30 protein-coding genes and 1 pseudogene are annotated in these 24,223 nt (G+C 71.4%); 22 read left to right on the forward strand and 9 right to left on the reverse strand.

Annotated elements, in window-relative coordinates:
• Positions 1 to 76: 76 nt before the first annotated feature.
• Together ACF1AJ_RS07595 and ACF1AJ_RS07600 are read right to left on the reverse strand one after the other, a co-directional pair.
• Positions 77 to 895: an aldo/keto reductase gene (locus ACF1AJ_RS07595; protein ID WP_391506782.1), complete on the reverse strand. Its 819-nt coding sequence runs from the start codon at positions 893 to 895 to the stop codon at positions 77 to 79.
• 56 nt (positions 896 to 951) lie between these two features.
• Entirely contained in the window at positions 952 to 1,407 is a 456-nt protein-coding gene (locus ACF1AJ_RS07600; protein ID WP_089875120.1) for an Lrp/AsnC family transcriptional regulator, read from the reverse strand.
• A gap of 103 nt (positions 1,408 to 1,510) precedes the next feature.
• Here ACF1AJ_RS07600 and ACF1AJ_RS07605 point away from each other — a divergent pair, with 103 nt between their 5' ends.
• The 3 genes from ACF1AJ_RS07605 to ACF1AJ_RS07615 all read left to right on the forward strand — a co-directional run bounded on the left by ACF1AJ_RS07605 (position 1,511) and on the right by ACF1AJ_RS07615 (position 3,862).
• Positions 1,511 to 1,975, forward strand: coding sequence for a DUF2000 domain-containing protein (locus ACF1AJ_RS07605; protein WP_391506783.1), 465 nt, complete (start codon positions 1,511 to 1,513; stop codon positions 1,973 to 1,975).
• Between the two features lie 70 nt (positions 1,976 to 2,045).
• Positions 2,046 to 2,756 carry an alpha/beta fold hydrolase gene (locus tag ACF1AJ_RS07610; protein ID WP_391506784.1) on the forward strand — a complete coding sequence of 237 codons (711 nt, stop codon included), beginning with the start codon at positions 2,046 to 2,048 and terminating at the stop codon, positions 2,754 to 2,756.
• Between the two features lie 20 nt (positions 2,757 to 2,776).
• Positions 2,777 to 3,862, forward strand: coding sequence for a DNA glycosylase AlkZ-like family protein (locus tag ACF1AJ_RS07615; RefSeq protein WP_391506785.1), 1,086 nt, complete (start codon positions 2,777 to 2,779; stop codon positions 3,860 to 3,862).
• 31 nt (positions 3,863 to 3,893) lie between these two features.
• Here ACF1AJ_RS07615 and ACF1AJ_RS07620 read toward each other — a convergent pair whose 3' ends face one another.
• Positions 3,894 to 4,670 carry an SDR family oxidoreductase gene (locus tag ACF1AJ_RS07620; protein WP_391506786.1) on the reverse strand — a complete coding sequence of 259 codons (777 nt, stop codon included), beginning with the start codon at positions 4,668 to 4,670 and terminating at the stop codon, positions 3,894 to 3,896.
• 101 nt (positions 4,671 to 4,771) lie between these two features.
• Here ACF1AJ_RS07620 and ACF1AJ_RS07625 point away from each other — a divergent pair, with 101 nt between their 5' ends.
• The 6 genes from ACF1AJ_RS07625 (at position 4,772) to ACF1AJ_RS07650 (ending at position 10,175) form a co-directional block, all read left to right on the forward strand.
• Positions 4,772 to 5,629, forward strand: a complete 858-nt coding sequence (locus tag ACF1AJ_RS07625; RefSeq protein ID WP_391506787.1) for a helix-turn-helix transcriptional regulator — start codon at positions 4,772 to 4,774, stop codon at positions 5,627 to 5,629.
• 9 nt (positions 5,630 to 5,638) lie between these two features.
• Positions 5,639 to 6,589: a hypothetical protein gene (locus ACF1AJ_RS07630; RefSeq protein ID WP_391506788.1), complete on the forward strand. Its 951-nt coding sequence runs from the start codon at positions 5,639 to 5,641 to the stop codon at positions 6,587 to 6,589.
• The gene (locus ACF1AJ_RS07635; protein WP_391506789.1) at positions 6,586 to 7,293 is read left to right on the forward strand and encodes a histidine phosphatase family protein; all 708 of its coding nucleotides are present in this window, start codon (positions 6,586 to 6,588) and stop codon (positions 7,291 to 7,293) included. Before ACF1AJ_RS07630 ends, ACF1AJ_RS07635 begins: the two co-directional genes overlap by 4 nt.
• Entirely contained in the window at positions 7,286 to 8,158 is an 873-nt protein-coding gene (locus tag ACF1AJ_RS07640) for an NAD(P)H-hydrate dehydratase (RefSeq protein ID WP_391506790.1), read from the forward strand. Before ACF1AJ_RS07635 ends, ACF1AJ_RS07640 begins: the two co-directional genes overlap by 8 nt.
• A 117-nt stretch (positions 8,159 to 8,275) precedes the next feature.
• On the forward strand, positions 8,276 to 8,767 hold the full coding sequence (locus ACF1AJ_RS07645; RefSeq protein WP_391506791.1) for an SHOCT domain-containing protein: 492 nt from the start codon (positions 8,276 to 8,278) through the stop codon (positions 8,765 to 8,767).
• Positions 8,768 to 8,921: 154 nt separating this feature from the next.
• Positions 8,922 to 10,175, forward strand: a complete 1,254-nt coding sequence (locus tag ACF1AJ_RS07650; RefSeq protein ID WP_391506792.1) for an AI-2E family transporter — start codon at positions 8,922 to 8,924, stop codon at positions 10,173 to 10,175.
• Between the two features lie 134 nt (positions 10,176 to 10,309).
• On the opposite strand, the gene ACF1AJ_RS07655 is transcribed toward ACF1AJ_RS07650, so the two are convergent.
• A complete protein-coding gene (locus ACF1AJ_RS07655; protein ID WP_391506793.1) occupies positions 10,310 to 11,398 on the reverse strand; it encodes an ATP-binding protein in 1,089 nt (362 codons plus the stop codon).
• A 174-nt stretch (positions 11,399 to 11,572) separates the two neighbouring features.
• Here ACF1AJ_RS07655 and ACF1AJ_RS07660 point away from each other — a divergent pair, with 174 nt between their 5' ends.
• The 4 genes from ACF1AJ_RS07660 (at position 11,573) to ACF1AJ_RS07675 (ending at position 12,635) form a co-directional block, all read left to right on the forward strand.
• Positions 11,573 to 11,800 (forward strand): hypothetical protein, encoded by a 228-nt coding sequence (locus ACF1AJ_RS07660; RefSeq protein WP_391506794.1) that lies wholly within the window; start codon positions 11,573 to 11,575, stop codon positions 11,798 to 11,800.
• Positions 11,797 to 11,967: a hypothetical protein gene (locus ACF1AJ_RS07665; protein WP_391506795.1), complete on the forward strand. Its 171-nt coding sequence runs from the start codon at positions 11,797 to 11,799 to the stop codon at positions 11,965 to 11,967. The genes ACF1AJ_RS07660 and ACF1AJ_RS07665 overlap by 4 nt, the downstream gene beginning before the upstream one ends.
• Before the next feature lie 184 nt (positions 11,968 to 12,151).
• Positions 12,152 to 12,397 carry a hypothetical protein gene (locus tag ACF1AJ_RS07670; protein ID WP_391506796.1) on the forward strand — a complete coding sequence of 82 codons (246 nt, stop codon included), beginning with the start codon at positions 12,152 to 12,154 and terminating at the stop codon, positions 12,395 to 12,397.
• Positions 12,387 to 12,635, forward strand: a complete 249-nt coding sequence (locus ACF1AJ_RS07675; protein ID WP_391506797.1) for a hypothetical protein — start codon at positions 12,387 to 12,389, stop codon at positions 12,633 to 12,635. Before ACF1AJ_RS07670 ends, ACF1AJ_RS07675 begins: the two co-directional genes overlap by 11 nt.
• 158 nt (positions 12,636 to 12,793) lie before the next feature.
• Here ACF1AJ_RS07675 and ACF1AJ_RS07680 read toward each other — a convergent pair whose 3' ends face one another.
• On the reverse strand, positions 12,794 to 13,135 hold the full coding sequence (locus ACF1AJ_RS07680) for a hypothetical protein (protein WP_391506798.1): 342 nt from the start codon (positions 13,133 to 13,135) through the stop codon (positions 12,794 to 12,796).
• Between the two features lie 188 nt (positions 13,136 to 13,323).
• Positions 13,324 to 13,677 carry a hypothetical protein gene (locus ACF1AJ_RS07685; RefSeq protein ID WP_391506799.1) on the reverse strand — a complete coding sequence of 118 codons (354 nt, stop codon included), beginning with the start codon at positions 13,675 to 13,677 and terminating at the stop codon, positions 13,324 to 13,326.
• Between the two features lie 100 nt (positions 13,678 to 13,777).
• Between ACF1AJ_RS07685 and ACF1AJ_RS07690 the strand changes: the two genes are divergently transcribed.
• Positions 13,778 to 15,172 carry a DUF2252 domain-containing protein gene (locus ACF1AJ_RS07690; protein WP_391506800.1) on the forward strand — a complete coding sequence of 465 codons (1,395 nt, stop codon included), beginning with the start codon at positions 13,778 to 13,780 and terminating at the stop codon, positions 15,170 to 15,172.
• Here ACF1AJ_RS07690 and ACF1AJ_RS07695 read toward each other — a convergent pair.
• The gene (locus ACF1AJ_RS07695) at positions 15,165 to 15,959 is read right to left on the reverse strand and encodes an alpha/beta fold hydrolase (RefSeq protein ID WP_391506801.1); all 795 of its coding nucleotides are present in this window, start codon (positions 15,957 to 15,959) and stop codon (positions 15,165 to 15,167) included. The genes ACF1AJ_RS07690 and ACF1AJ_RS07695 overlap by 8 nt on opposite strands.
• A complete protein-coding gene (locus ACF1AJ_RS07700) occupies positions 15,956 to 16,771 on the reverse strand; it encodes an ABC transporter ATP-binding protein (protein ID WP_391506802.1) in 816 nt (271 codons plus the stop codon). The genes ACF1AJ_RS07695 and ACF1AJ_RS07700 overlap by 4 nt, the downstream gene beginning before the upstream one ends.
• Before the next feature lie 110 nt (positions 16,772 to 16,881).
• Between ACF1AJ_RS07700 and ACF1AJ_RS07705 the strand changes: the two genes are divergently transcribed.
• The 8 genes and pseudogenes from ACF1AJ_RS07705 to ACF1AJ_RS07740 form a co-directional block, all read left to right on the forward strand.
• Positions 16,882 to 17,892 carry a hypothetical protein gene (locus ACF1AJ_RS07705; protein ID WP_391506803.1) on the forward strand — a complete coding sequence of 337 codons (1,011 nt, stop codon included), beginning with the start codon at positions 16,882 to 16,884 and terminating at the stop codon, positions 17,890 to 17,892.
• Positions 17,889 to 19,160: a PIG-L family deacetylase gene (locus tag ACF1AJ_RS07710; RefSeq protein ID WP_391506804.1), complete on the forward strand. Its 1,272-nt coding sequence runs from the start codon at positions 17,889 to 17,891 to the stop codon at positions 19,158 to 19,160. The genes ACF1AJ_RS07705 and ACF1AJ_RS07710 overlap by 4 nt, the downstream gene beginning before the upstream one ends.
• Entirely contained in the window at positions 19,157 to 19,843 is a 687-nt protein-coding gene (locus ACF1AJ_RS07715; protein ID WP_391506805.1) for a glycosyltransferase, read from the forward strand. The genes ACF1AJ_RS07710 and ACF1AJ_RS07715 overlap by 4 nt, the downstream gene beginning before the upstream one ends.
• Before the next feature lie 84 nt (positions 19,844 to 19,927).
• Complete coding sequence (locus ACF1AJ_RS07720) at positions 19,928 to 20,599, forward strand: hypothetical protein (RefSeq protein ID WP_391506806.1); 672 nt, start codon at positions 19,928 to 19,930, stop codon at positions 20,597 to 20,599.
• Entirely contained in the window at positions 20,586 to 20,939 is a 354-nt protein-coding gene (locus ACF1AJ_RS07725) for a hypothetical protein (RefSeq protein ID WP_309857642.1), read from the forward strand. Before ACF1AJ_RS07720 ends, ACF1AJ_RS07725 begins: the two co-directional genes overlap by 14 nt.
• 10 nt (positions 20,940 to 20,949) lie before the next feature.
• Complete coding sequence (locus ACF1AJ_RS07730) at positions 20,950 to 21,873, forward strand: hypothetical protein (RefSeq protein WP_391506807.1); 924 nt, start codon at positions 20,950 to 20,952, stop codon at positions 21,871 to 21,873.
• A 137-nt stretch (positions 21,874 to 22,010) separates the two neighbouring features.
• On the forward strand, positions 22,011 to 23,153 hold the full coding sequence (locus ACF1AJ_RS07735; protein WP_391506808.1) for an OmpA family protein: 1,143 nt from the start codon (positions 22,011 to 22,013) through the stop codon (positions 23,151 to 23,153).
• Positions 23,154 to 23,202: 49 nt separating this feature from the next.
• A pseudogene (locus ACF1AJ_RS07740) lies at positions 23,203 to 23,868 on the forward strand (NADPH-dependent F420 reductase); the annotation flags it as partial.
• 39 nt (positions 23,869 to 23,907) lie between these two features.
• On the opposite strand, the gene ACF1AJ_RS07745 reads toward ACF1AJ_RS07740, so the two are convergent.
• On the reverse strand, positions 23,908 to 24,183 hold the full coding sequence (locus ACF1AJ_RS07745) for a hypothetical protein (protein ID WP_391506809.1): 276 nt from the start codon (positions 24,181 to 24,183) through the stop codon (positions 23,908 to 23,910).
• Positions 24,184 to 24,223: the final 40 nt, after the last annotated feature.

Genomic DNA, 24,223 nt, shown 5'->3' on the forward strand with positions numbered 1-24,223 from the left:
ACTCAAGTCCAACGCAGGAGGGATGGCCTTATTCCCGTGTGCCCGATTTGGTCATGCCCGTAGGCACCCCGACGCGTCACTCACCCGAATCGAGGGCGTCGAGCGCGGCCACATCCTCCGCAGACAGCTCGAAGTCGACGTCGGCGTTCTCGCGGATGCGCTCGGGCGTCGTCGACTTCGGCAGCGGCAGGATGTCCTTCTGCAGCAGGTAGCGGATGCTCACCTGGGCGACTGACTTGCCGTACTTGTCGGCGATCTCCTTGATGTCGCCGTTGTCGAGCAGGCGCCCGGTCGCGAGCGGCGAGTACCCCTCGACGAGGATGTCGTGTTCCGTGCTGTACGCGGTCGTCTCGGGCTGAGTGTTCCCGACGAACCAGCGGATCTGGTTCGCGTGCGGCACCACCTCGGTCGCGTCGATCAGCGACTCGAGGTCGGCGACCTCGAAGTTGCTGACGCCGATCGAGCGGGTGCGGCCCTGCTCGTACAGCTCCTCGAAGACCTTCCACACCTCGATGTTCCCGGCCCGGTGGTCGCTGCCGATGGCGTTCCAGGGCCACGGCGCGTGGATGAGGTAGAGGTCGATCGGCCCGAGGTCCAGCAGCGCGGTCGACCGGTCGAAGGCGTGGCGTGCTCCCTCCGCATCCTTCACCTCGGCGGGGCACTTGGTGGTGATGAAGATCTCCTCGCGGGGGATACCGCTGTCGCGGACGGCACGGCCGACGCTGGCCTCGTTGCCGTAGGCGCGCGCCGTGTCGATGTGCCGGTAGCCCGCGTCGAGAGCGGTGCGGACCGAGTCGTAGGTCTCGGAGCCGTCCGGGATCTGCCAGGTGCCGAACCCGATCTTCGGGATGGTGACGCCGTTCGACAGCGTGAAGGTATCGGTGAGTGCGGGCATGCGTGGTTCCTCTCTCGGAAGGATGCGGTGCCGCACATCGTAGCCCGCGCGCGGGATCAGTCCACCGGCTCCGGGCTCCCGTTGCGCAGGTGCTCGTAGACGACACTGGTGCGCACGTCGGCGATCTCCCGCCGCTGCGTCAGTCGGTCGATCACGAAGGCGTACAGGCTCTCGTTGTCGGCGACGGCGACGTGGACGATGAAGTCCTCGTTGCCGCTCGTGACGAAGACGCCGAGGGTCTCCGGCAGGGACGCCACCCAGTCGCGGAACCCCTCGATGACCGGCCGGGACGGCGGGCGGATGCGCACAGCGATGAGCGCCTGCACCGGCCGGCCGATGGAGGCGAGGTCGACGTCGAGCACTGCTCCGCGGATGATGCCCTTCCGACGGAGCGCCCGCGTCCGTTCCAGCGCGGTGCTCGGCGAGACGCCGACGGCCGCGGCGACGTCGCGATTGCTCTTCCGTGCATCCGACTGCAGTTCGCGCAGGATCGCCCGATCAAGTTCGTCCACGACGCCCAGGATAGAGCACCAGTCGAACGAAATTCGGAGCGGCAGCGCCGCCGCCTCGAATTCTGTAGTTTCAAGCCCGAATCACCGAACGAGAGGAACACGAATGGCGGATCAGGTCGGCTTCCTGCCCGACGAAGTGGACACGGCGGCGCCCACGCGAGCGGCGCGGCTGAAGTGGGTGGTCGTCGTCGACGAGTCCCTTCCGACGGGCATCGCGGCAAACGCGGCGATCTGCACCGCGGCGGCCACGGCCGCCGGCGTCACCGGGCTCCTCGGACCGGACGCGGTGGATGCCGACGGCAGCTCGCATCCCGGCCTCCCCTGGGCCGGGTGCTCTGTGCTCCGCGCGAGCGGTGAGCAGCTGGCGGCGATCCGCGCGAAGGCGGCCGCATCGGAGGGCGTCTTCGTTGCGGACATGCCCGCCGCCGCCCAGCTGACCCGGGTCTACGACGAGTACCTCGAGACGGTCGCGGAGACGCCGTCCGGCGCGCTCCCCTATTACGCGGTGAGCGTGGTGGGTCCGCGAAACCGCGTCGACAAGATCGTGGGGCGGCTCGCCCTGCTCTGAGTGCGCGGTCGCGCTCCACCCGCGACGCCGCCCTCCCCCGATGTCGGTGCACCGCGGTAGCGTCGCCCCCATGCAGATGGTTCTCGTCCCCGGTTTCTGGCTCGGCGCCGACGCGTGGCGGGAGGTGATCCCGGCCATCGAGAGCGCGGGCCATACGGCGCATCCGCTCACGCTGCCCGGCCTCGAATCGCGCGACGCCGACCGCAGCCGCATCCGCGTGCGCGACCACGTGGACGCGATCGTGCGGGCCATCGACGACCTGGGCGGCGACGAGCGGGATGTGGTGCTCGTCGGGCATTCCGGTGGCGGTCCTCTCGCCTACGCGGCGACCGCTGAGCGTCCGGACCGCGTCGCGCGCACGGTGTACGTCGATTCCTGGCCGCTCGGGCCCGGCGGGTCCGTCGCGCCCGACCTGCCCGCGAACGACGGCCAGGTCGAGCTCCCGGATTGGGAGGACTTCGAGGACGCCGACCTCATCGACCTGACCGACGAGCAGCGCGACGAGTTCCGCCGGATCGCGGTGCCGGAACCCGCCGACGTCGTCGCGGGACCGATCGAGCTCGCGGACGACTCCCGTCGGCGCGCGGTGCCGGCCACCATCGTCGCGTGCGAGTTCACTCCCACCGACCTGCGCTCGTGGATCGACGGCGGCGAGCCGGCCGTGGCCGAGGTCGGGCGCCTCGAGCACTGGGACGTGGTGGAGCTGCCGACCGGGCACTGGCCGATGTTCACCCGGCCGTCGGAGCTGGGCGCGCTGCTCGCCGAGCTCGCCGACCGCTGAGCGCAGCGATCGCCGAAGCGATGACCGAGCTGCTGGATCGCGACGAGGCGCGGCGCATCGCCGTGCGCGCGCAACGGCTCGATGCGCAACGTCCGGTCGGCCTCCTTCCGCTGGTCGAGCATCTGACCTTCCTGCAGCTCGACCCGACCGCCGCCATCGCGCCGAGTGCCGACCTGATCGCCTTCACTCGACTGGGAGCGTCGTATCGGCCAGAGCAGCTCGCCCAAGCGGTCGAACTCGATCGGACGCTGTACGAGCTGAAGGCGCAGGACGACCCCGTCCAGCCTCCGTTCGCCATGGTCCGCCCGGTCTCCGACCTCGGACTGAACCTGGCGCGGATGGCGGCCGGTCCCATTCACAGTGGCTGGCGAGCGTGGCTCGAAGCGAACCCGGGGTTCCGGCGCGACGTGCTCGACCGGCTGCGCGACGCGGGTCCTCTGCTCTCGAAGGACATCCCGGACGCGGCCGAAACGCCCTGGCAGTCGAGTGGATGGACGCACGAGAAGAACGTCACCCACATGCTCGAACTGCTGCAGGGCCTGGGCGAGGTCGCCGTCGCCGGGCGGATCGGTCGCCAGCGCACGTGGGACCTCGCCGAGCGGGTGTACCCGACCGGCATCGAGGTCGTCCCGGAGCCGGAGGCGACCCGGCTGCGCGATGAGCGCCGCCTGCGCGCGCTCGGCATCGCCCGTCCGCAGCTCGTCGGAAACGCGGGCGTCCCCGTGCGCGTCGAGGGCAGCGACCGCGAGTGGCGGGTCGATCCGGCCGCTGTCGGGCACCCGTTCGCCGGCCGCACGGCGCTGCTGTCGCCCTTCGATCGGCTCATCCACGACAGGGTGAGGTCGCAGGAGCTGTTCGGGTTCGAGTACCTGCTGGAGATGTACAAACCGGCCGCGAAGCGCCGCTGGGGCTACTTCGCGCTGCCGATCCTGCACGAGGACCGCCTGGTCGGCAAGCTCGACGCCGCGGCGGACCGGAAGGCCGGGGTGCTGCGCGTCGCCGCGGTCCACGAGGACGAGCCGTTCGGCCCCAGCACACGCGACGCCGTCGATGCCGCGATCGACGACCTGGCCGCGTGGCTGGGGCTGACGGTCACCCGCGCCTGACCGGCCTGCACCGCCGGGTCAGGCCGCCGGGTCAGGCCGCCGCGTCCTTGCCGTGCGGGTCGGAGGCGTTGAGCACCTCGACCACGCGGTCGTAGTCGCCGCGCGCCTCGCCGTAGCGCAGGAACTTCACGCGCTCCACCTGGAGCTCCTTCGCGTCGGGCTGCGTCTCGATGAGCGTCATCACCTCGCCGACGAACTCGTCGAGCGGCATGGCGAACTCGCTCTCCTCCTGACCGGGCAGGAGGCCCGTGCGCACCGACGGCGGCTCGAGTTCCACGATCTTCACGGTGGTGTCGGCCAGCTGCAGCCGGATGCTCTCGCTGAGCATGTGGACGGCCGCCTTGCTGGCGTTGTAGCTGGGCGTCGCCGCGAGCGGCGCGAACGCCAGACCGGACGACACGGTGACGATGGTCGCATCCGGGCGCGTCTGCAGGTGCTCGACGAAGGCGGCGATCAGCCGGATCGGGCCGAGGACGTTGGTGGTCACGATCGACTCGGCCGACCCGAGGAAGCCGGCAGGCGTGTGCCAGTCCTCGACGCGCATGATCCCGGCCATCGCGATCAGCACATTGAGGTCGGGATGAGAGGCCAGCACCTCGGCCGAAGCGGCACGGATGCTCTCGGCGTCCGCCGTGTCGATCCGGACCGTGTCGATGCCCGGGTGCTCCGCGGCGATCTGCTCGAGCAGCTCGGTACGGCGGCCGCCGACGATGACGGAGTTCCCGCGCTCGTGCAGAGCGACGGCGAGGGCGAGCCCGATGCCGCTGGTGGCGCCGGGGATGAAGACGGTGTTCCCTGTGATGTTCATGCCTCCACTCTGCGAGCGCCGCAACACGGGAGGAAGTGGAGCGGTCATCCAGGGATCGGCGATCCCTGGTTCGCGGCAGCGACGGGCGTCATCATGGAGGGATGGACCGTGCCGCACTCGCCGACTTCCTGCGCCGCCACCGCGAGACGCTGCGCCCGGAGGATGTCGGACTCCCTGCCGGGCTCCGCCGTCGCGCCCCCGGGCTCCGGCGCGAGGAGGTCGCCCTGCTCGCCGCCATGTCCACCGACTACTACACCCGTCTGGAGCAGCGCCGGGGGCCGCAGCCGAGCGAGCAGATGCTGTCGTCACTGGCACGGGCGCTCCGCCTCAGCGACGACGAGCGCGACTACCTGTACCGGGTCGCCGGTCACAACACCCCCGACCGGTTCTCCGGCGGCGGCCACGTCTCCCCCGCGCTGCAGCGGGTGCTCGACCGGCTCGAGGACACCCCCGCTCTGGTGCTCTCGAATCTCGGCGAGACCCTCGTCCAGAACCGCATGGCAGTCGCGCTGCTCGGCGACCGCTCCGGCTATACGGGCCTCGCCCGCAGCGAGTACTACCGCTGGTTCACCGACCCGGAGGTCGCCCGCGCACCGTATCCGGAGGAGGATCGCGCGCGCCAGAGCCGTGCTCAGGTCGCCTCGCTGAGGGATGCGTACGGGGCACTCGGTCCGCGTTCGCGCGCCGGCGAGCTGGTCCGCGCGCTCCTGGCGGAGAGTCCGGAGTTCGCGGAACTGTGGGAGCGCCACGAGGTCGCCCGTCGCTTCGAGGACCACAAGACGCTCCTCCACCCGGAGCTCGGGGCGATCGAACTCGACTGCCAGGCGCTGTTCACCGAGGACCAGTCGCAGTGCCTGCTGGTGCTGACGGCCGCGCCGCGCACCGAGGCCGCCGAGAAGCTGGCGCTCCTCAGCGTGCTCGGCACCCAGTCGTTCGCCGCGGCGACCCCGCGGGAGTAGCCTGACCGCGTGAGCGAAGGGCGATGGAGCCGGGATGACGCGGTCATCCGCTGGCTGCTGGAGGGCGACCCCGCCATCCGCTGGCAGACGCTGCAGGATCTGCTGGGCGCGCCGGCCGACGAGGTGACCGAGGAGCGCTCCCTCGTCGAGCGCGACGGCTGGGGTGCCGAGCTGCTGCGCCGCCAGGACGACCGCGGGACGTGGGGCGGGACGGTCTGGAAGCCGGAGGACCGCGACGCGACCGACAGCATCGTGCTCCTTCTCGGCCTGTTCGGCGCCGAGGGTGAGCGGACGCGCGAAGCGATCGACCGCGTCGCGGCCAACGTGGACTGGGGCGAGGAGTGGGACGACAGCCCGTTCTTCGACGGCGAGGTCGAACCGTGCATCAACGGCCGGGTGCTCACGGCTGCGGCCGCACTCGACCGGCCGGCGGATGTCCTCGTCGCGAAGCTGCTCGACGGCCAGCAGACCGACGGCGGCTGGAACTGCTACGCCGAGACGAAGGACGCGCCGGGCTCGTTCCACAGCACGATCTGCGTCGTCGAGGGGCTCGCCGCCTATCGCGATGCGACCGGCCGCACCGATCTGGACCATCCGCTGAAGCGCGGTCAGGACTACCTGCTGGTGCGCGGGATGATGCGGCGCCGGTCGACCGGCGAGTTGATCGACGAGGAGTGGCTCCGCTTCTCCTTCCCCTATTACTGGCATTACGACGTGCTGCGCGGGCTCGACCACCTGCGAGCCTCCGGCCTCCGGGCGGAGGGCTGGATCGCCGAGCGCATCGCCGAGGCGGTCGAGGTCGTGTTGTCGCGGCGCGGACCGGACGGCCGCTGGCCGCTCGACCGTCTACTCCCGGGCCGCCCCGCCATCCCGCTGGAGGAGATCGGTCAGCCCAGCCGCTGGAACACGCTCCGGGCCTTGCGCGTGCTCGACTGGGCGGGCGTACAGTCCAGGTCATGACCGCTCGCACCCTGCTCCTCATCCGGCACGGCGAGAGCACGGCGAACGTCGCCGCGGCCGCTGCGGAGGCGGCCGGAGCCGAGGTGATCTCCGTCGAGGCCCGCGACCCCGACATCACCCTCTCGCCGCTGGGCGAGCTGCAGGCCGCCGCCCTCGGTGCCCGGCTGCGTGACGCCCTCCCGCCGGATGCCGCCCTCTTCAGCTCGCCGTACCGCCGCGCCATCCAGACCGCGCGGTTCGCTCTCGGCGAGGAGGTGCCGTTGCGGCTCGACGAGCGCCTGCGCGATCGCGAGCTCGGCATCCTCGACCGCCTCACCGCCCTCGGGGTGGAGCGGCGGCTTCCGCTGGAGGCCGAGCGCCGGCGCTGGGCGGGCAAGTTCTACTACCGCCCGCCGGGCGGCGAGGCGTGGACGGATGTGGCGCTGCGCATCCGCTCGTTCCTGCGTGATCTCCCGGAGACCCGCACGGTCGTCGTGTTCGCCCACGACGCCGTGGTCAGTCTTTTCCTGTATGTGCTGCTGCGGATGACCGAGGGGCAGCTCGCCGAGCATCTGCTGACGCATCCTGTCGCCAACGCCTCGGTCACCGAGCTGACCGGCGACGGCGCCGAGTGGACGCTGCGGGCATTCGCCGACGATGCCCACCTGTCGGTGGCCGGTCTCCCGGCGACCCAGCACCCCGGCGAGGCGCGCACCGATGCGTGATCGGACGGCGACGCCCGAACCGGAGCGGGTCACCCCGGAGCTGCTGCGTGCGTGGCCGCTGCCCGAGCCCTCCGGATCCAAGCGGTCGCGCGGGCAGGTGCTCGTGGTCGGCGGCGCCGTGCGCTCCCCCGGTGCCGCGCTGCTCGCCGGGCGTGCGGCCCTGCGGGTCGGGGCCGGGAGGCTGACCCTCGCGGTCGGCGCGTCCGTCGCCGCGCCGATCGCCGTGGCTCTGCCGGAGTGCGGTGTCGTGCCGCTGCCCGAGACCTCATCCGGGAGTGTGCGCGGAGCGGGTGTCCGTGCGGCGTCCGATGATCTGGCGTCCGCCGACGCGGTGCTCCTCGGGCCGGGTCTCGACGATGCCGCGGAGACCGCCCGGATGCTCCCCCGCGTCGCGCGCGCCGTCGGCCCAGACACGGTCCTCGTCCTCGACGCCTACGCTCTCGGGGCCCTCGCCGGGCATCCGCGACTGGTCGGAGGCGTCCCGCGCATCCTCACCCCGAACACCGAGGAGGCGTCGCGGCTGCTCGGCCGCGACACCGACGACCTCGATGCCGACACCGTCGAGCTCGCCCGCCGCTACCGCGCGACGGTCAGCTGCTTCGGGCGAGTCGCTTCCCCCGACGGCCGGTTGCTGACCGTCGGCGACGGGGACCCCGGCCTCGGCACCTCCGGCAGCGGGGATGCGCTGGCCGGCGCGATCGCCGGGCTCGCCGCGCGCGGCGCAGACCCCCTGCAGGCCGCCGCCTGGGGCACCTATCTGCACGCCGTGGCGGGCGACTCCCTGGCAGCGAGCGTCGGTCGGCTCGGCTACCTCGCCTCGGAGATCGTCGACCGCCTCACCGCGGAGCTCGACGTCCTCTCCTGACGTCCGGCGGCAGTTCGGCAGCAGACCCGGAATATGTCTAGCCGCGCCAACATCCGCGGCGTTACTCTCAGCCCACATCCAGGCTCGCCGAGCTGGAGTGGAGAGGGGAAACCGAACATGGACTGGAGCAACTTCTGGAGCGTCATCTGGCTCTTCTTCTGGAGCTTCGCCTTCGTGGCCTATCTGTTCGCACTGTTCGCGATCATCAGCGACCTGTTCCGTGATCACAAGCTGAACGGGTGGTGGAAGGCTCTGTGGATCATCTTCCTGATCTTCGTGCCCTTCCTGACGGCGCTGGTGTACCTGATCGCGCGCGGCCCCGGCATGGCGGAACGGAACCAGAAGGAAGCCAGGCAGTACCAGGCGGCCACGGACGACTACATCCGGCAGGTCGCCGGATCGAGCCCGGCAGACGAGATCGCCAAGGCGAAAGCGCTGCTCGACAGCGGCGCGATCACCCCCGATGAGTTCGCGCACCTGAAGGCGCACGCACTCGCAGGCCGTGGGACGACGGGCGGAGCGGCCGCGGCCGCCTCCGCAGCGGCGCCCGCGGCGTCCACCGCCCCGGCCGGACCGGCGACACCGCCACCGGCGGCACCGACGGTCTGACCCCGCGGTCGGCGTTCGTCGTGACGAACGGGCGCGGCGCAGCAGTCGCCAGACGACTGCGGCGTCGCGTCCGGTCCGGCCACGCCCTCCCGGCGGACGAGCCGGCGCACACGCGGGCCGCTTCGCGGCTCTTCACGCAGAAAGGGAGCGGCTCATGACCCAGGATGCCTCCATCCCGGCACCGGCACCGGCGGAGCCCGATCACCGGACCGGCCGTCGGTGGCCTTTCTCTCGCGGGCGGAAGCACCCCGTCACACCGGCGGAGCCGGTCGACCCTGACACTGAACTCGGACCGGCGGGCGGCGTGGGGCGCGGCGTGCGCATCCTGCTCGGACTGGCCGCCGGTGTGGTGATCTCATTCGGGATGGCCGCGATCGGCGGCATCCTCGCCCCGACTCTGCTCGCGCTCGTCCTGACGATCTGCGCCCAGCCGGTCCGCGTCTGGCTGGAGCGCCACGGCACCCCGCAGGGCCTGGCAACGGGCGCGGTCGGCCTCACCGTGTTCGCCCTCCTCGCCGGGTTCATCGCGGTGCTGTGGATCGCGACCGCCCAGTTCATCGGGATGCTGCCCCAGTACAAACCGCAACTCCAGCAGCTCGGGGCCGACTTCACGGCGTGGCTGCAGAGCATCGGCGTCGGGCAGCAGCAGGTGCAGCAGATCAAGGCCGGTTTCGACCCCGGCACCTTCCTGTCGTTCTTCGGCGGCCTCCTCGGCAATGCGCTCGGGCTGGTCGCGTTCCTGGTGATCGTGTTGACGATGCTCATCCTCATGCCCGCGGACGCCGCGTACACGCCGACCCTGCTCCGGCAGCTGCAGCCGACGCGGCCGAACCTGGTCTACGCGTTCGGCGGCTTCGCGCACTCGGTGCGCCGGTACATGGTGGTCACCACGCTGCTCGGCATCGTGCAGGGCGTCATCAACGGGGTGGCACTGTGGGCACTCGGCGTCCCCGCCGCGCTGCTGTGGGCGATCCTGTCCTTCCTCTGCAGCTTCATCCCGAACGTCGGCTACTTCATCGCGATCGTGCCGCCGCTCGTCTTCGGGTTCCTGACCGGCGGCTGGGGCACGGTCGTGGCGATCATCGTGATCTACGGCATCATCAACGCCGTCGTGCAGTCGATCGTTCAGCCGAAGGTGGTCGGCAACGCCGTCGCTCTCAGCCAGACGCTGACCTTCTTCTCCGTGCTGTTCTGGGCCGTCGTCCTCGGCCCGATCGGCGCCATCCTGGCGATCCCGTTGACGCTGCTCGTCCGCGCGGTGCTCGTCGACTCCGACCCGAGATCCCGCTTGTGGCGGCCGATCATCGGCGACCTCACGCACACGCGCGAGCTGATGAAGGAACAAGCCGTCGAGCGCAAGACGGAGCGCAAGCAGCAGCACGCGCATACCCCTCCGCCTGCGGCGTAGGGCGTCGCAGAGCGCGATCTCCGATGCTCCGTAGGTGAAGTGGCCCCGAATCTCCGACGGGCCGCGGCCTGCATGGAGATCCGATACGAGGAGGCGCGATTCTCCGACCAGGAGGGTCAGATCTCCGACCCAGGTCAGACGCCGCTGCCCTGCACGGACAGGTCGCTGCCGCCCTCGATCGTCAGGCGGCGGCCGATCCGGACCAGCTGGGGCTCCTCGGTGAACGCGCCCGCGAACAGGGCCTCGCCCTTGCGGAAGGTCGGCGACTGCTCCAGGAGGTGGTGCGGCACGAAACCGAAGACCTCGGCCAGTTCCGCGAGGTCGCGCGGCGAGTTCATGCGCATCAGGCCGAGGTTGTCGCACTGCGAGAGCACGTTCGGGTGGATCTTGGTCGGCCGCTGCGTCGACAGGAACAGCCACAGCCCGAACTTGCGGCCCTCCGCGGCGATCTGGATGAGCTGCTCGGTGAGCTGCGCCTCCACCGTGGTGCGAGCGACCGGCGGGCAGAAGTTGTGCGCCTCGTCGATCACGATGAGGAGCGGCCGGCGTTCCATCCGGCGCTCCCACAGTTGCTCGAGGATGCCGAGGGCAGCCGCCTGCGGCTCCCCGGGGTGCGAGAAGCCGCCCAGATCGAGCACAGTGGCACGCGGCCGCTCATCGACGATCGAGGCCGCGGATCCGCCGCCCATCGCCCACAGCGGCCAGTCGAGGATCTGCAGATTGTCGATGCGCAGCCCGAGCCGCCGATGGGCGGGATCGTCCGCCTCGAGCAGCGAGCTGAGGAACGTCCCGCGCTCGAAGTGCTCCGGCCGAGCCTCCAGATGCAGCAGAGCGTTGAACTCCTCGGCGTCGGCGATCGGGTCGAGCCGGCCGACGGCTCCCTTCGAGCGAACGCTGAGGTCGATGAAGCGGATGCGCACCTGCGGCTCCCGCGGAGTGCTGGAGTGCAGCACGCGGATATCGAAGCCCTCCCACCGCTCGGCCGCGGCGCCATCGGATCCGTCGCGCGTGTGCGCGAGCTCCACGAAGTCGGCGTTCGGGTCGAGCACGGCGACAGGCAGCTCGGTGTGAAGCAGCAGTTGCTCCAGCACGACACCCAGCGCGTAGGTCTTGCCCGACCCGCTCTGGCCGCACCAGAACGTGTGCCTGTTGAAGCGCGAGCCGTCGATGACGGCGGGTCGTTCCGGTGTATCCACCGTGGTGCCGACAGTGAGCGGGATCATCCGGCTCATCCCCCGTTCTGCGGCCGTGTCCGGTCCGCGTGGCGCCGATGCTAGCGCGGGGCCACCCGTCGCGGACAGACCAGGATGTCCAGAAGGTGACCTGATCTCCAGCGATGGGGCTTGCCTACCGGGCCGAGCGACGCATCACCGCCGCGGGCGCGTAATGTCCTTCGCGTGACCGACCCGAGATCCCGCCGCCCAGAGTTCTGGCGGAACTTCGCGTGGATGTTCGCGGTTGCGGCCGCGGTCGGAGTGACTGCCGGCATCGTGTTGCTCCTGCTCGGCAGTCCGAGCGGATGGATCAACGTCTTACTCGGGGCTCTGATCGGATTCCAGAGCTTCACCTACTTCCGCACCTACCGGCGAACGAGACACGAACGGGACAGGGGCGGCCAAGAGTGAAAACAGGCCCAGTCCTGATGATCCTCGGGATAGCGCTGTGGCTGGTCGGGTCCGCGCTGCTGGTTTTCGGGGAGGGGCTGCCCGCGCGCCTCGTAGGCGCGTTCCTCTTCGCGGCGGGTATCGGCATCGTGCTCTTCTTCGGGCTGAAGGGACGGCGACGCCCGTGACATCCCACCGGAATCACGGCGAGTAGCGCCCGTCCCATGACCGGTGCGGCTTCGGCGAGTCGGGTCTCCGATCGGAATTCGTTGACGTTCACTCAGTTTCGGCGTTGGCTACCCATTGGGGCGCCATCTCGGCGGGAAGCGTTGTGACCGCACCGTGGCGACGTGAATGACGTAAGGACCGACGATGGCCGATGACGTGTCGAAGTACCCGTGGTGGGCCCGATCCACCGGCGGCAACCGCGGCTGGACAGTGACCCTCGCCATCATCTATACACTCCTAGGCGTCCTCAACGGGGCCGTGTGGTCGACGGGCTCGGGCTGGTGGTCGGGCGTCGTGTCGGTCGTGTTCCTGCTCCTCGCGATCTGGGAGTGGGCGATTGTGGTCTACCTCAACAGTCGGTCCGACGAAGGTCGACGCCGTGGCTGGTGACCGGCTCGGGAGGCCGTGGTTCGTCCTCACCACCAACCGCGGGGGATCCTGGTTCTTCGCAATCTTCTACACCTCCTTCGCCGCGTTCGAGGTTTACGAGGCCATGACCCATGGCCTCGGGTGGCAGTGGCTGCTCGCCGCCGGTTTCTCCCTCCTCAGCGTTCTCGGATGGGCATCACTCGTGTGGGTGTTCCGCCACCCTCAACCGTCGTCGACCGGTGAGCGCGACGATGGTTGACCGGAAACGACCGCGTTCGCCGTCCTTCTGCTCGGGTCGTCGATCCAGCTCACGGTCTTATTTCGACGATCGTGGCGTGACCAGCAACGAGAGGGTCCGGCAGGCATCGATCAGGACGACGCCGACAACGACGAGACCAACCCAACACGGTCCTAGCCTCATGAGTCGCCGACCGCCCGACCGGTTCCGGACGCTTCCGCCTGCCGTTTGATCTCAGTGCGGAGCGCGGCGTGGCCGTTGCGAATCGTGCGGATGCCGTGGACGGTGAACACCCCGCCGGAGATGATGGCGACGGTGACGAGCGGGTGTACTGCCGAGTGCAAGGGTGCGAGGTTGAGCATGTCGGCGACCAGTCCCCAGAGCAGCGCGGCCGCCGCGACCGCCAGGATCAGCCAGCCGTTGCGAAGCATCCGACGCCCCTCCCTCAGCTGCGGCGTCTCCTCCACGTTCGTCGCAGCGTCGGCATGGAACGCATGGCGTCCAGCATTGCGGTCATCCACCGGCGCCACCGTTGCCGGGTGTTATCTGCTCCGCCTCCGGGTGCCGTCGGGAGAAGACATAGCCGGCCCAACCGCACATGGAGGTTCGAAGCGACCTCGACCGGCCGGCATCGGTGACCCACCACGGGCGTTTCCGAGCAATGCTCACCGGCCGAACATACGCCCCGGCCGATTCCTCCGCGAGAGGCTCACTCCGGGCGAAGGTTCTCCGGGAGGGGGAAGGGCAGCGTGTAGACGAGCTGGGGCGCGTCGATGGCACCGAAGTCGTCCTTCTTGACCACGATCCGGTCAGTGGAGACCTCGGTGAGGCGCACGCGCATCCACCGGCCGTCGGCCAGGCGGAGCTGATAGCGGTCGGCGAGGTAGCCGATTCCCGCAGCCTCCAGCATGTCCTCACCGGTGAGCCAGTCGGTCGGGCCGGAGAGCTCGCGGCCGAGGAGGTCGATCGGCACGAAGCCGTCGCCGTCCGGGCGCAGCCAGCCCACGCGCTCGCCGTCCTCACGGCGGTGCTCGATCCACTCCTGCTCGATCTGTTCCCGCATCCTGCTTACCGTAGCGGCAGACCGCGACCTATGATGAGCGCGTGCTCGCCGGAAGAGCCGACGGCGAGGGCGGGCACGTCGCTCCCGAAGGAGGCGCGGCATGACTCTGGATGTCGCAGAAGCGGGTGAGCGCGCGGAGACCCCGCTCACTCCCGAGGAGCTGGCTGCGGCCGGGCGTGCGGCCCGGGCCGCGCTCCCGCGCTCCGCCCACGCGGACTATGCGCCCCCGCCCGGGCGGGACCCGATGGGCATCCTCCGCTCCCAGCACGAGGACCGGCTGCAGAATCTCGTGGACCTGCGGGTGGAGCGGATGAGCGCGGACGCGTTCGCCTTCTACCGGGGAACGGCGGCGATCCAGGCCGCCGACCTGGCCGCGGCGCCCACGACGGGTGCGGAGGTGGTGGTCTGCGGCGACGCCCACATCGCCAACTTCGGCATGTACCGCTCACCTGAGAACGCGATGGTGTTCGACATCAACGACTTCGACGAGTCGACGGTCGGCCCGTGGGAGTGGGACGTCAAGCGGATGCTCACCAGCGTCGTCCTCGCCGGCCGCTCGCTCGGGATGCCGCCGCAGTTCGTGCGGGACACGGCGCGGTCGGCCGGGGAGGCGTACCGCCGCTGGCTGCAGGAGGCGCTGACCGAGCCGCTGACGGCGCGGTACTTCACGCCGACGTCCGTCTCCTCCGGCCGCGGCAGGCTCAGCCCCGACATGGAGCAGCTGATCCGGCAGGTCACCAAGGAGTCGAAGAAGCGGACCACCGAGCATGCCGCCCGCCGCACGCTGCGCGCCGACGAGGACGGCGTGCTGCGCTTCGTCGACCGGCCGCCGATTCTGCGCCGGGCCGAGCCCGAGATCCAGGCGCTGGCCCAGGATGCGTACGACCGCTACCGCCGGACCCTCCCGCCCAATACGGCTCTCCTCGCCTCGCAGCTGCGCGTCGACGACGTCGCCCGCCGTGTCGTCGGGGTGGGCAGCGTGGGCACGCGCTGCTTCGTGATCGCGCTCCGGGGGCCGATCGGCGAGCCGGTGATCCTGCAGCTCAAAGAGGCGAGTGCATCGGTCGTCGAGAGGTTCGGCGGGGTCGCGCCGCTGCCCGGCTACCTCGACCTCTCCCTGCTGCCGGACGACCAGGGCTACCGGGTCGTCGCGTGCCAGCGCATTCTGCAGGCGGTGTCCGACCCGTTCCTCGGCTTCATCCGGGTCGAAGGCTTCGCCTTCTACCTGCGCCTGTTCCGCAACCGCAACGCGTCGTTCGACATCCCCTCGATGAACGCGGCACAGTTCTCGGACTATGCGCGCGTGTGCGCCGTCGTGCTCGCCCGGGCGCACGCGCGCTCCCCCAAGTCGGCGTTCGTCTCGGGCTACCTCGGCTCGGGGCCGGCGTTCGCTCACGCCGCGACGACCTGGGCGGAGCGGTACGCCGACCAGGCGGAGGCGGACTACCGGGAGTTCGTGGAGGTCGCCCGGGCAGGAGGGTTCGCGGTCAGCTGACGGACGGCGGGACTCCCGCGGCGCCACGGCCGAGGAACGATCGCACCGCGTCCTCGACCGCCGGGGTGTCGAGGTGGAGGCCGTGTCGGGCGTCGAGCTCGAGCAGCGTCGCATTCGGGATGCCGCCCGCGAGCAGGCGCGCGTGCTCCAGCGGGGTCAGCGCATCCCGGCTGCCGTGGATCACCAGCGTCTCGGCGCGGATGCGTGCCAGCGCGTCCGTCCCGTCGTGGTCCCGGCTGGCGGCGAAATGCCCGCGGAGCGCCGGACGGCCGGCGACGCGCGAGAAGAAGCGGTCGACGTCGTCAGGATGCTCGGCCGCCCACGCATCGTCGAAGAACAGCGGCAGCATGCGGTCGCGGTCGCCGCTCAGCAGGTCGGCGATCGCCGAGGGATCGCGGCGCCGCGCCGTGCGGTCGCCGGCGGAGGTGGCGATGAGGACCAGTCGCCGGACGCGCGCGGGGTCCTCGGCGGCCATCCACTGCGCGACGCGGCCGCCCATCGAGTGGCCCACGACGTGGGCGGCGGCGACACCGGCGGCGTCGAGCACCGCGACCGCGTCGGAGGCGAACTCGCGCGTCGAGTAACGCGAGGTGTCACCCTCACCGCTGGCCCCGATCCCGCGATGGTCGAACACGATGACGCGGAAGTCTCGCGCCAGCGCGTCGGCGAACGGTCCCCAGCCGTGCATCCCCGTGGCCTGCCCGGCGATCAGCAGCACCGGTACGCCGACGCCGCGCTCCTCGAAAGCGATCGGGGTTCCGTCGTCGGCGGTCGCGAACGGTGTCACGCGGGGATCGCGCGCTCTCGCACGGCCCGCGCACTCCACCGGCCGTCGGCCTTCTCGACCCGGATGCGGTGCTCGAAGGCGCGCGTGACGGTCTCCGTCGTGACCGCCTCGTCGATGTCGCCGCGCGCCACGATGCGCCCGTGCGCGATCAGCAGGGCGTGCGTTGTCGTCTCCGGCAGCTCCTCGAGGTGATGGGTGACCAGGACGCTGGCGAGCTCCGGCGCCGTGTGCGCGAGCCCGTCGATGGTCTCCAGCAACTGCTCCCGCGCCGCAACGTCGAGACCGGTCGTCGGCTCGTCGAGCAGCAGCAGCCGCGGATCCGAGATCAGCGCCCGCGCGATCAGCGCGCGGCCGCGCTCCCCCTGCGACAGCGTTGGCCAACGCGCCTCCCGCCGATCGTCGAGACCGACCGAGTGGATGAGATCGCGCGCACGGCGGACCTCCTCCTCGGTCGGTGTCCACCGCATGGGCGGTTCGAGCGTGCCGGTGACCCCGGTGAGCACGACCTCGGTCACGGTGAGCGGAGACCGCACGGGGTGCCGCGAGTTCACGTGCCCGATGTGCCGCCGCAGTTCTTGCAGCTCGACGCGTCCCAGTCGGCGGCCCAGCACATCCACGGTCCCGGAGGTCGGGAAGGTGAGCGCACCGCAGAACCCGAGGACCGTCGACTTGCCCGCGCCGTTCGGCCCGAGCAGCGCCCAATGCTCTCCCGCCCGGACCGTGAGGTCGATCCCGTCGAGGATCTGCGTGCCGTCACGGCGGAACGTGACATCGCGGAGTTCGAGGACGCTGTCTGCGGCGGTCGGGGTCACCGATTCACCCTATCCACTTGGCCCTATCCACAGCGGCGAGGGCGTTGCGCATCCACCCGGTCGCCGTCAAGGGACTCGTCCGGGCGCCCGCATCGTGCGACGGTGTGGTTATGACGACCCCCACGCCGACCGCCCTCGCCGGATACGAGGAGGTGGCGGCGGAGTCGCCCGGCCGTGTGGTCCCACTGCTGGAGGCCCTCTCGCGCATTCAGCCGGAGGCGGTTCCGCTGCCCGGCAGCGGGCGGACGGCGGAGCGATTCGGCGCGCTCTCACGGATCGCCGCGATCGATCTGACGGCCGCACGGGTGCTCGAACCGCACCTCGATGCGCTCGCGATCCTCGCCGAGGCCGGGCTCCCGCACCCCGCGGTTGGGACGACGTGGGGCGTGTTCGCGGCGGAGGCTCCGGGCACTGCTCTCGAAGCCGTGCGAGGAGCCGGCGGATGGACGCTCGACGGCATCAAGCCGTGGTGCTCGCTCGGCGGTCGCCTCACCCATGGACTCGTCACCGCGAGTGTCGGCGAGGAGCGCAGGATGTTCGCCGTCGACCTGCGCCAGGACACCGTCACGGCCGAACCGGCCGCCTGGGTCGCACGCGGACTCGCCGAGGTGGAGAGCGGTCCGCTCCGCTTCCGGGGCGCCGCCGCCGAACCGGTGGGCGCGGTCGGCTGGTATCTGGAGCGGCCCGGATTCCGCTGGGGAGGCATCGGCGTCGCCGCGTGCTGGTGGGGCGGCTGCCTCCCGCTGTTCCGCGCCTTGACGCAGCGCGCCGCGGCGCCCGGGAATCCGCTCCTCGCGGCCCGGGTCGGAGAGTTGTACCGTGCTCTCGAATCCGCTCGCCTCCAGCTGGAGCACGCGGCGGCCCTGATCGACGACGGCGTGGCCGGCGATGACGCTGCAGCGCTCGCCCACACCGTGCGCGGAGCGGTCGCCGACGCCGTCGTGCTGACCCTGGCGGCGGTGCGCGACCTGCTCGGACCGGCCGCCCTGGCCTTCGACGAGGGCCACGCGCGCCGGGCCGCGGACCTCGAACTGTACGTGTCGCAGTACCACCGCGGCCGCGACGACGAGTCGCTTGCCAAGCGCCTCGCCGGACTGGATGCGCGGTCCGTCTGGTGGTGAGCTTCGACCCGCGCACCGCCGTGACCGCCCCCGACGAGTGGGAGTCGCTCGACGAGTGGTCGGACGTCCCCGCCTTCGACGACCGACCGGATGAACTGATCGTCTTCTCCGCACACCCGGACGACGAGACGCTCGGCGTCGGCGGTCTGCTGGCCCGAGCAGCTGCTGACGGCATCCCGGGCCGCGTCGTGGTCGCGGCCGCGTGCGATCCGGGGCGGATGGACGAGTTGGATGCCGCACTCGCGTCCCTCGGACTCCCGACGGCTCCCGCAGCCGCGCCCCTCGCGCTGGGCCTGCCCGACGGGGCGCTGAAACACCACGCGGACGACCTCCGCACCGCGATCGCGGAGATCCTCGACACTCCCTCGGACGCACGGAACCGTCTGGTGCTCGCACCCTGGACCGGCGACCGGCACGGCGACCACCGGACCCTCGGCCGGGAGGTCGTCGCGGCCGCCCGCGAACGAGGACTGCGCATCCTGCTGTACCCGGTCTGGCTCTGGCAGTGGGGCACGCCGGCCGATGTCCCCTGGCGGCGGGTGCGCGAGGTGGTCCTCGACGCCGGCGAGCGGAGCAGCAAGCGCGCCGCCCTCGCCGCATTCGCTTCGCAGTTGCGGACCTCGCACAACCCGGACGGCGCGCTGGAACCGGGCTTCGTCGAGCGGGCCGCCGACGGCCGCGAGATCGTCATCGAGCCGCCGGAGCCGGCGGATCAGCACTTCGAGCGGATGCACCACGAACGCGACGACCCGTGGCGTGTCCGCACGCGCTGGTACGAGCGGCGGCGGCGGGCGGTGCTCGCCGCATCCCTCCCCCGCGAGCGATACGACCGGGCCGTCGAACTCGGCTGCTCGATCGGGGAGACGACCTCCGTGCTCGCCGATCGGTGCGACGAGCTGATCGCGGTGGACGGCTCCGCGTCGGCTGTGGAGGCCGCGGCCGAGCGGCTGCGCGACCGGCCGAACGTCGTGGTCGAGCGCATGCGCGTCCCGCAGGAGTGGCCGGTCGCCGCGGACCACAGCACCGACCTCGTGCTCGTCTCCGAGCTGGCGTACTACCTCGCCGAGGACGAGTGGGATGCCGTCATCGACCGCATCCTCGGCTCTCTGGCGGAGGGCGGCGAGGTGCTGCTCTGCCACTGGACGGGCGACTCCGACGACTTCGCCCAGTCGGGAGAGGCGGCGCACGCCCGGTTCCGGGAACGGTCCGGTCTGCAGCCTGTGGTCGTGCATCGCGACGAGGAGTTCGTGCTAGAGGTCCTGCGATGAGGCCCGCGATCCGTCGAGCGGTCGTCGTGATCCCGGCGCGCGACGAGGCCGCCACGCTGGATGCCTGCCTCAAGTCGGTCGAGGATGCCGCGGCGATCGTAGCCGTGCCGACGGACATCGTCCTCGTCCTCGACGCATGCACGGACGGCTCGGCGGCGATCGCCGCCCGGCATCCTGCGGTTCGCACGGTCACCGTGGGTTTCGGGAACGTCGGCCGCAGCCGCGCGCACGGCGTCGAGACCGCGCTGGCCGGCAGCGGGCAGGACCCGGAGAGCGTCTGGCTCGCGTTCACCGACGCGGACGGCACGGTTCCGCGCGGGTGGCTCGCCGAGCACCTGCGCGCGGCCAGGCACGCCGACGCGTACACGGGCGCCGTCGTCCCGGTGCTCGACGACCTCGACGCGGAGCGCCGCCGCATCTGGGAGGACCGGCATCCCCCGGGCGCGACCCTCGGCCACGTGCACGGAGCGAACCTGGGGATGCGTGCATCCGCCTACCGCCGGGCCGGCGGCTTCCCGCCGCTCGCCACCGCGGAGGACGTCCGTCTGGCCGCGCGACTGCGGGAATCGGGCATCGTGATGCTGTCATCCGAGCACGAGCCGGTCGTCACCTCGGCCCGGCTGCGCGGGCGCGCGCCGGAAGGGTACGCGGGCTATCTGGAGGCCCTGGCGGCCGATCGCTAGGCGCGGTCACAGTTGGGTCACGTTCGGGCTTCCTTCGACGTTCACCTAGGGGACGCACAGGCCGACTCCCTACGCTCGCCCGTTATGACGACGCAGCCGCTGAGACTCGGGCCGTTCGCCCGACGCCGCCTGGTCCGGCTGGCGCGCCGCGACGCGGCCACGGTCCACGACACCGAGGTGGGTGCGGGCGACCGCACGTCGCCGACCGTCGCCACCCTGCAGGCCAGGGCCGACGCCTTCGCCCGCCGCGAGGAGCAGCGCTTCTTCCGCAGCATGCGTCGCGAGCTCACCGAGCACCGCGTCCTCACCGCCGCCCTCCGCTCCGACCTCGACACGTACGAGGAGCGGATCGACCGGCTTCCCGAGGCCGACCGGCTCCGCATCGCCGAAGGGCAGGGCACCGCGTTCGAGGAGCTGCGGCGGCTGGAGCGGCGAATCCGCCGGGCGCACCGGCGGAGTGATGAGCTCAGCGCGCTGATCAACGCTCGGTTCACCGCCGCGCAGCTGCGGGCGGCACGGATGTTCGACCGCTCCGACGAGAAGGCCGCCGTGTACTGGGGCGCCCTCCGTCAGGCGACATCGGGACGCGTATCCGCGCATCCACCCGCCCTGCACCGCTCCGACTGGCTCACCTCACGCGGCACCGCCGTCGACGCCCTGCACCCCATCGCCGCAGCCCGCACAGCGGGCGAGGAGACCGCCGGCGTCACCGCTGGCCACGACGACCACCACAGGAGGACCGATGCCTCGGCGTGACCGACTGACCGACTACCGCGTCCCCGCCACCGGCGGCCTCCGCCGGCGGCTGCTCCGGCGGCTGCGGCGCATGCGCCACGCCGTCGACGTCGAGACCCTGGAGGTGTTCGAGCACGAGCTTGCCGCCTTCGAGCGCGCGGGGGTCGCCGAGCTGGAGCGGCAGCGCACCCGCAACGTCGCCATCGCCTCCGCCCGCGTCGCCGAGGCGCAAGCTCGGCAGGAGCTCATCCGTCGGGCGCTCGAGCGCGCCGAGGACGACATCCGCCGGGCCGACCAGGACGTCGCGCGGCTCGACGCCAAGCTGGCCGGTCACGATCCCGACTTCCACTCCTACGCTTGAGAGGCCGCCCATGGCACGCGACATCGTCACCCGCCCTCCGCGCCTGCGTCCCCACGTCGGCCACATCTCGCCCTTCGCCCACGTCATGGTCTACGTGCTGCTCGTCGCCATGATCGCAGTGGACTACATCCTGCTTGCGCAGGCGCTGACGCTGCTGCTGCGCAACGATAGCCAGTACGGGTCGATCGGGCTGCAGATGTACGTCATCACGCTCGGGATCTCGCTCGCGGTCGTCACGCTGCCGCATGTCGTGGCCATCCTGCTCCGTCGCGTCCAGGCTGGCGTCATGTCGCGGAGGTGGATCATCACCTCGGTCGTGCTCGGGCTGGTCTGGGCCGCCATCCTCGCCGCCATCACGATCGCCCGGATCAAGGCGGGCATCGACGCGCAGAGCGCGGGCGGCCTCACCGGCCTCGTCGGCGGAGCCGAGACGGCCGCGCCGGCCGGGTTCTCGTGGTCCGCCCCGGACACGATCATGGCGTTCCTCATGCTGGGCGTGCTGGCCACCTCCGGCGCCCTCAGCTTCGTCGTGGCGTGGCTGACGACGAAGCCGCTCCTCACCGCCGCCGAGAAGGCGCACGCACAGGCCGCCCGGCTGCGGCTGCTCCGCGATCGGCTGCACGGCGAGGCAGTCGCCGCCGAGGAGCGCACCCGCCTGGCGATGCAGCTCGACGCACACGACGCCGTCCGCTATACGGGCGCCCGCGTCACGTTCCACTCCCGGATGGATGTGGTGCGCGCCCAGCTCGCGACCCGCCTGGCACAGCGCGAGCGCGACCCGGAGAGCACCAGCCAGATCATCCGTGAGCTGCGCGCTCGCCGCAGCGTCGAATCCCCGGACCTCGCCCCGCCCCTCCCGCCCGGCGCCTCCGCGTCGCCCACCTCTCCGACCTCCCCGACCTCCCCGACCCCGCCGACCTCCCCGACCGCGTGAAAGGCTCCCCCATGCCCCACCTCCCCCCGTCGAGTACGCACGAATTGCACGCGACGCGCCACGAAGGCGGTCAGTCTTCGCGGACTCGACGGTGGGGGAAGCGCGGCGTTCGGGCGGGAGCAGTTGCGGGGGTCGTCGTGGCGGTCGTCGCGGGACTCGCGGCGTGCGCGCCGGCGACGGCATCCGGCGAGGCGTGCGACCAGTCGCACAAGCGCAACCTCGGCGTCGTCGCCGGGAGCACGGCGAACGCACCGGCCGTGACTCTCCCCGCGTCGGCGTCGGCTCAACTGCAGGCGGCGGGCAAGACGAACGGCAGCGTGACCGTCGTCGTGCCGTCCGGCACCCCGCAGGTCATGGGCACGACCACGCTCGGTTCGTCGGCTCAGGATGCGATCGTCTGCCAGAACGACCAGCGCACCAAGCTCACGCAGATCACCTCCTACATCGACGGTCTCAAGGCGTCGGCCCCGGAGGTCGACTACCTGGGCGCCATCGACCAGGCGTCGCGCAACCTCGGCAGCGACCCGATGGGCGTCATCGTCGTCGGCAGCGGGCTGCAGACCACCGACCCGCTGAACTTCGCCGGAACCGGCCTGCTCTACGCCGATCCGGCGCAGGTGGTCTCCGATCTGACCTCCCGGAAGCTGCTCCCGACGGACCTGAAGGGCGTCACCGTGTACTGGTCCGGGATGGGCGACACCGCGGGCGCGCAGCAGCCGCTGACCGTCCCCGCGCGCAGCAACCTGGAGGCGATCTGGTCCGCCGTGATCACGGCCGCCGGAGGGACGCTCTCGCTTCTCCCCGAGCCGGCCTCCGGGAATGCGGCCGCCGGGCTCCCCGCCGTCAGCCCGGTGACCATCGAGCCGGTCGCCACGAAGACGGATTGGTCGAAGCCCGTCGTCATCCGCAACAGCGAGCTGCTCTTCACGAAGGACACGGCGACCTTCTCCGATCCGGCCGCGGCCCAGAACGTGCTCGCCACCCTCGTGCCCGCGATCGAACAGAACGGCAAGCCGGTGACCATCACGGGCACCGCATCCAAAGATCAGGCGACCGACAACACCGCCGACACCGCGCTTTCGCTGAAGCGGGCGGATGCGGTCAAGGCGGCGCTGGTGGGTCTCGGCGTGCCCGCCACCCTCCTCCAGACCGCGGGGGTCGGCTTCGAGTGGTGCGGGTGGAAGAAGGAGACCGACGCCTCGGGCGCGTACTCGGATGCCGTCGCGGAGCAGAACCGCACGGTCATCCTCACCTCGGCGGGCGTCGGGCTCTGCGGCTGATCGGGATGCCGCTGCCCGGTATGCGGCCGGCGGGAATCATCCGGAGTTCGCTCCGGTTGCCGCCCGTATGACGACAATCGGATTCATCGGTTCAGGACACATCGGCTCCCAGCTCGCACGCCTCGCGGTCGCCCGCGGCTACGACGTGGTGCTCAGCAACTCGCGCGGCCCGGAGACGCTGAGCGGGCTCGTGGACGAGCTCGGCGAGCACGCCAGAGCCGCCACCCCGGCCGAGGCGGCCGCCGCAGGCGACATCGTCGTGGTCACGACACCGCTCGCCGCGGAGGCGACCCTCCCGGTCGAGCAGCTGGCCGGCAAGATCGTCATCGACACGAACAACTACTACCCGCAGCGCGACGGGCACATCGCCGAGCTGGACGACGAGTCCACCACGGTCGCGGAGCGCCTGCAGAAGGTGCTGCCGGCCTCGCACGTCGTGAAGGCCTTCAACCACATCGGCGCTGCCGAGCTCACCAGCCAGAGCCTGCCGGCCGGCAGCCCGGACCGCCGCGCCCTCATCGTCGCCGGCGACGACCCGGCCGCGCGGGAGCGCGTCGCCGCTTTGATCGATGAGTTCGGATTCGACGCCGTCGACATCGGCGAGCTGTCCGAGGGCTGGCGTGCCCAGCGCGACACCCCGGCCTACGTGCGCCGCTACGACGCCGCGGGTCTCCGTGAGGCGCTGGCCGCCGCGAAGCGCTACCGCGACATGTGACAAGCGCCGGGGCGCGTCATCCCGTCGCGCCCCGGCCCGTCAGCCCGCGCGCTGCGCGGTGACGAGCTCCACTGTCAGGTCGACGTCGTCGGCCTCGGCGGCCGCACGCGACGACAGGTAGCTGCCGCTGACGAACGCGATCGCGGCGAACACCAGGGCGACCACCAGATCCGCCCATTCGGTGGGGGTCAGATGCTGCAGCAGGCCGCCGGGACCCTCGGTGGCGTCGGCGGCGTCGGGCGCCACGAGCAGCCCCACCGCGATGGCGCAGACCGCCAGCGCGAAGCCCAGTACGTACCACGCGATTTCCTTCACCTTCCTAGCTAACCTCCGATCGCGAATCCTCAGTACCGCC

Source organism: Leifsonia sp. NPDC014704 (genome assembly GCF_043083605.1).
GTDB lineage: Bacteria > Actinomycetota > Actinomycetes > Actinomycetales > Microbacteriaceae > Leifsonia.

Coding starts and splice junctions, on each gene's coding strand:
- ACF1AJ_RS07640 (WP_391506790.1), top strand. CDS start 7,286: ATGCGTGATCGGACGGCGACGCCCGAACCGGAGCGGGTCACCCCGGAG.
- ACF1AJ_RS07655 (WP_391506793.1), bottom strand. CDS start 11,398: ATGATCCCGCTCACTGTCGGCACCACGGTGGATACACCGGAACGACCC.
- ACF1AJ_RS07645 (WP_391506791.1), top strand. CDS start 8,276: ATGGACTGGAGCAACTTCTGGAGCGTCATCTGGCTCTTCTTCTGGAGC.
- ACF1AJ_RS07685 (WP_391506799.1), bottom strand. CDS start 13,677: ATGCGGGAACAGATCGAGCAGGAGTGGATCGAGCACCGCCGTGAGGAC.
- ACF1AJ_RS07705 (WP_391506803.1), top strand. CDS start 16,882: ATGACGACCCCCACGCCGACCGCCCTCGCCGGATACGAGGAGGTGGCG.
- ACF1AJ_RS07725 (WP_309857642.1), top strand. CDS start 20,586: ATGCCTCGGCGTGACCGACTGACCGACTACCGCGTCCCCGCCACCGGC.
- ACF1AJ_RS07595 (WP_391506782.1), bottom strand. CDS start 895: ATGCCCGCACTCACCGATACCTTCACGCTGTCGAACGGCGTCACCATC.
- ACF1AJ_RS07620 (WP_391506786.1), bottom strand. CDS start 4,670: ATGAACATCACAGGGAACACCGTCTTCATCCCCGGCGCCACCAGCGGC.
- ACF1AJ_RS07670 (WP_391506796.1), top strand. CDS start 12,152: ATGGCCGATGACGTGTCGAAGTACCCGTGGTGGGCCCGATCCACCGGC.
- ACF1AJ_RS07715 (WP_391506805.1), top strand. CDS start 19,157: ATGAGGCCCGCGATCCGTCGAGCGGTCGTCGTGATCCCGGCGCGCGAC.
- ACF1AJ_RS07730 (WP_391506807.1), top strand. CDS start 20,950: ATGGCACGCGACATCGTCACCCGCCCTCCGCGCCTGCGTCCCCACGTC.
- ACF1AJ_RS07720 (WP_391506806.1), top strand. CDS start 19,928: ATGACGACGCAGCCGCTGAGACTCGGGCCGTTCGCCCGACGCCGCCTG.
- ACF1AJ_RS07635 (WP_391506789.1), top strand. CDS start 6,586: ATGACCGCTCGCACCCTGCTCCTCATCCGGCACGGCGAGAGCACGGCG.
- ACF1AJ_RS07650 (WP_391506792.1), top strand. CDS start 8,922: ATGACCCAGGATGCCTCCATCCCGGCACCGGCACCGGCGGAGCCCGAT.
- ACF1AJ_RS07625 (WP_391506787.1), top strand. CDS start 4,772: ATGGACCGTGCCGCACTCGCCGACTTCCTGCGCCGCCACCGCGAGACG.
- ACF1AJ_RS07610 (WP_391506784.1), top strand. CDS start 2,046: ATGCAGATGGTTCTCGTCCCCGGTTTCTGGCTCGGCGCCGACGCGTGG.
- ACF1AJ_RS07615 (WP_391506785.1), top strand. CDS start 2,777: ATGACCGAGCTGCTGGATCGCGACGAGGCGCGGCGCATCGCCGTGCGC.
- ACF1AJ_RS07690 (WP_391506800.1), top strand. CDS start 13,778: ATGACTCTGGATGTCGCAGAAGCGGGTGAGCGCGCGGAGACCCCGCTC.
- ACF1AJ_RS07605 (WP_391506783.1), top strand. CDS start 1,511: ATGGCGGATCAGGTCGGCTTCCTGCCCGACGAAGTGGACACGGCGGCG.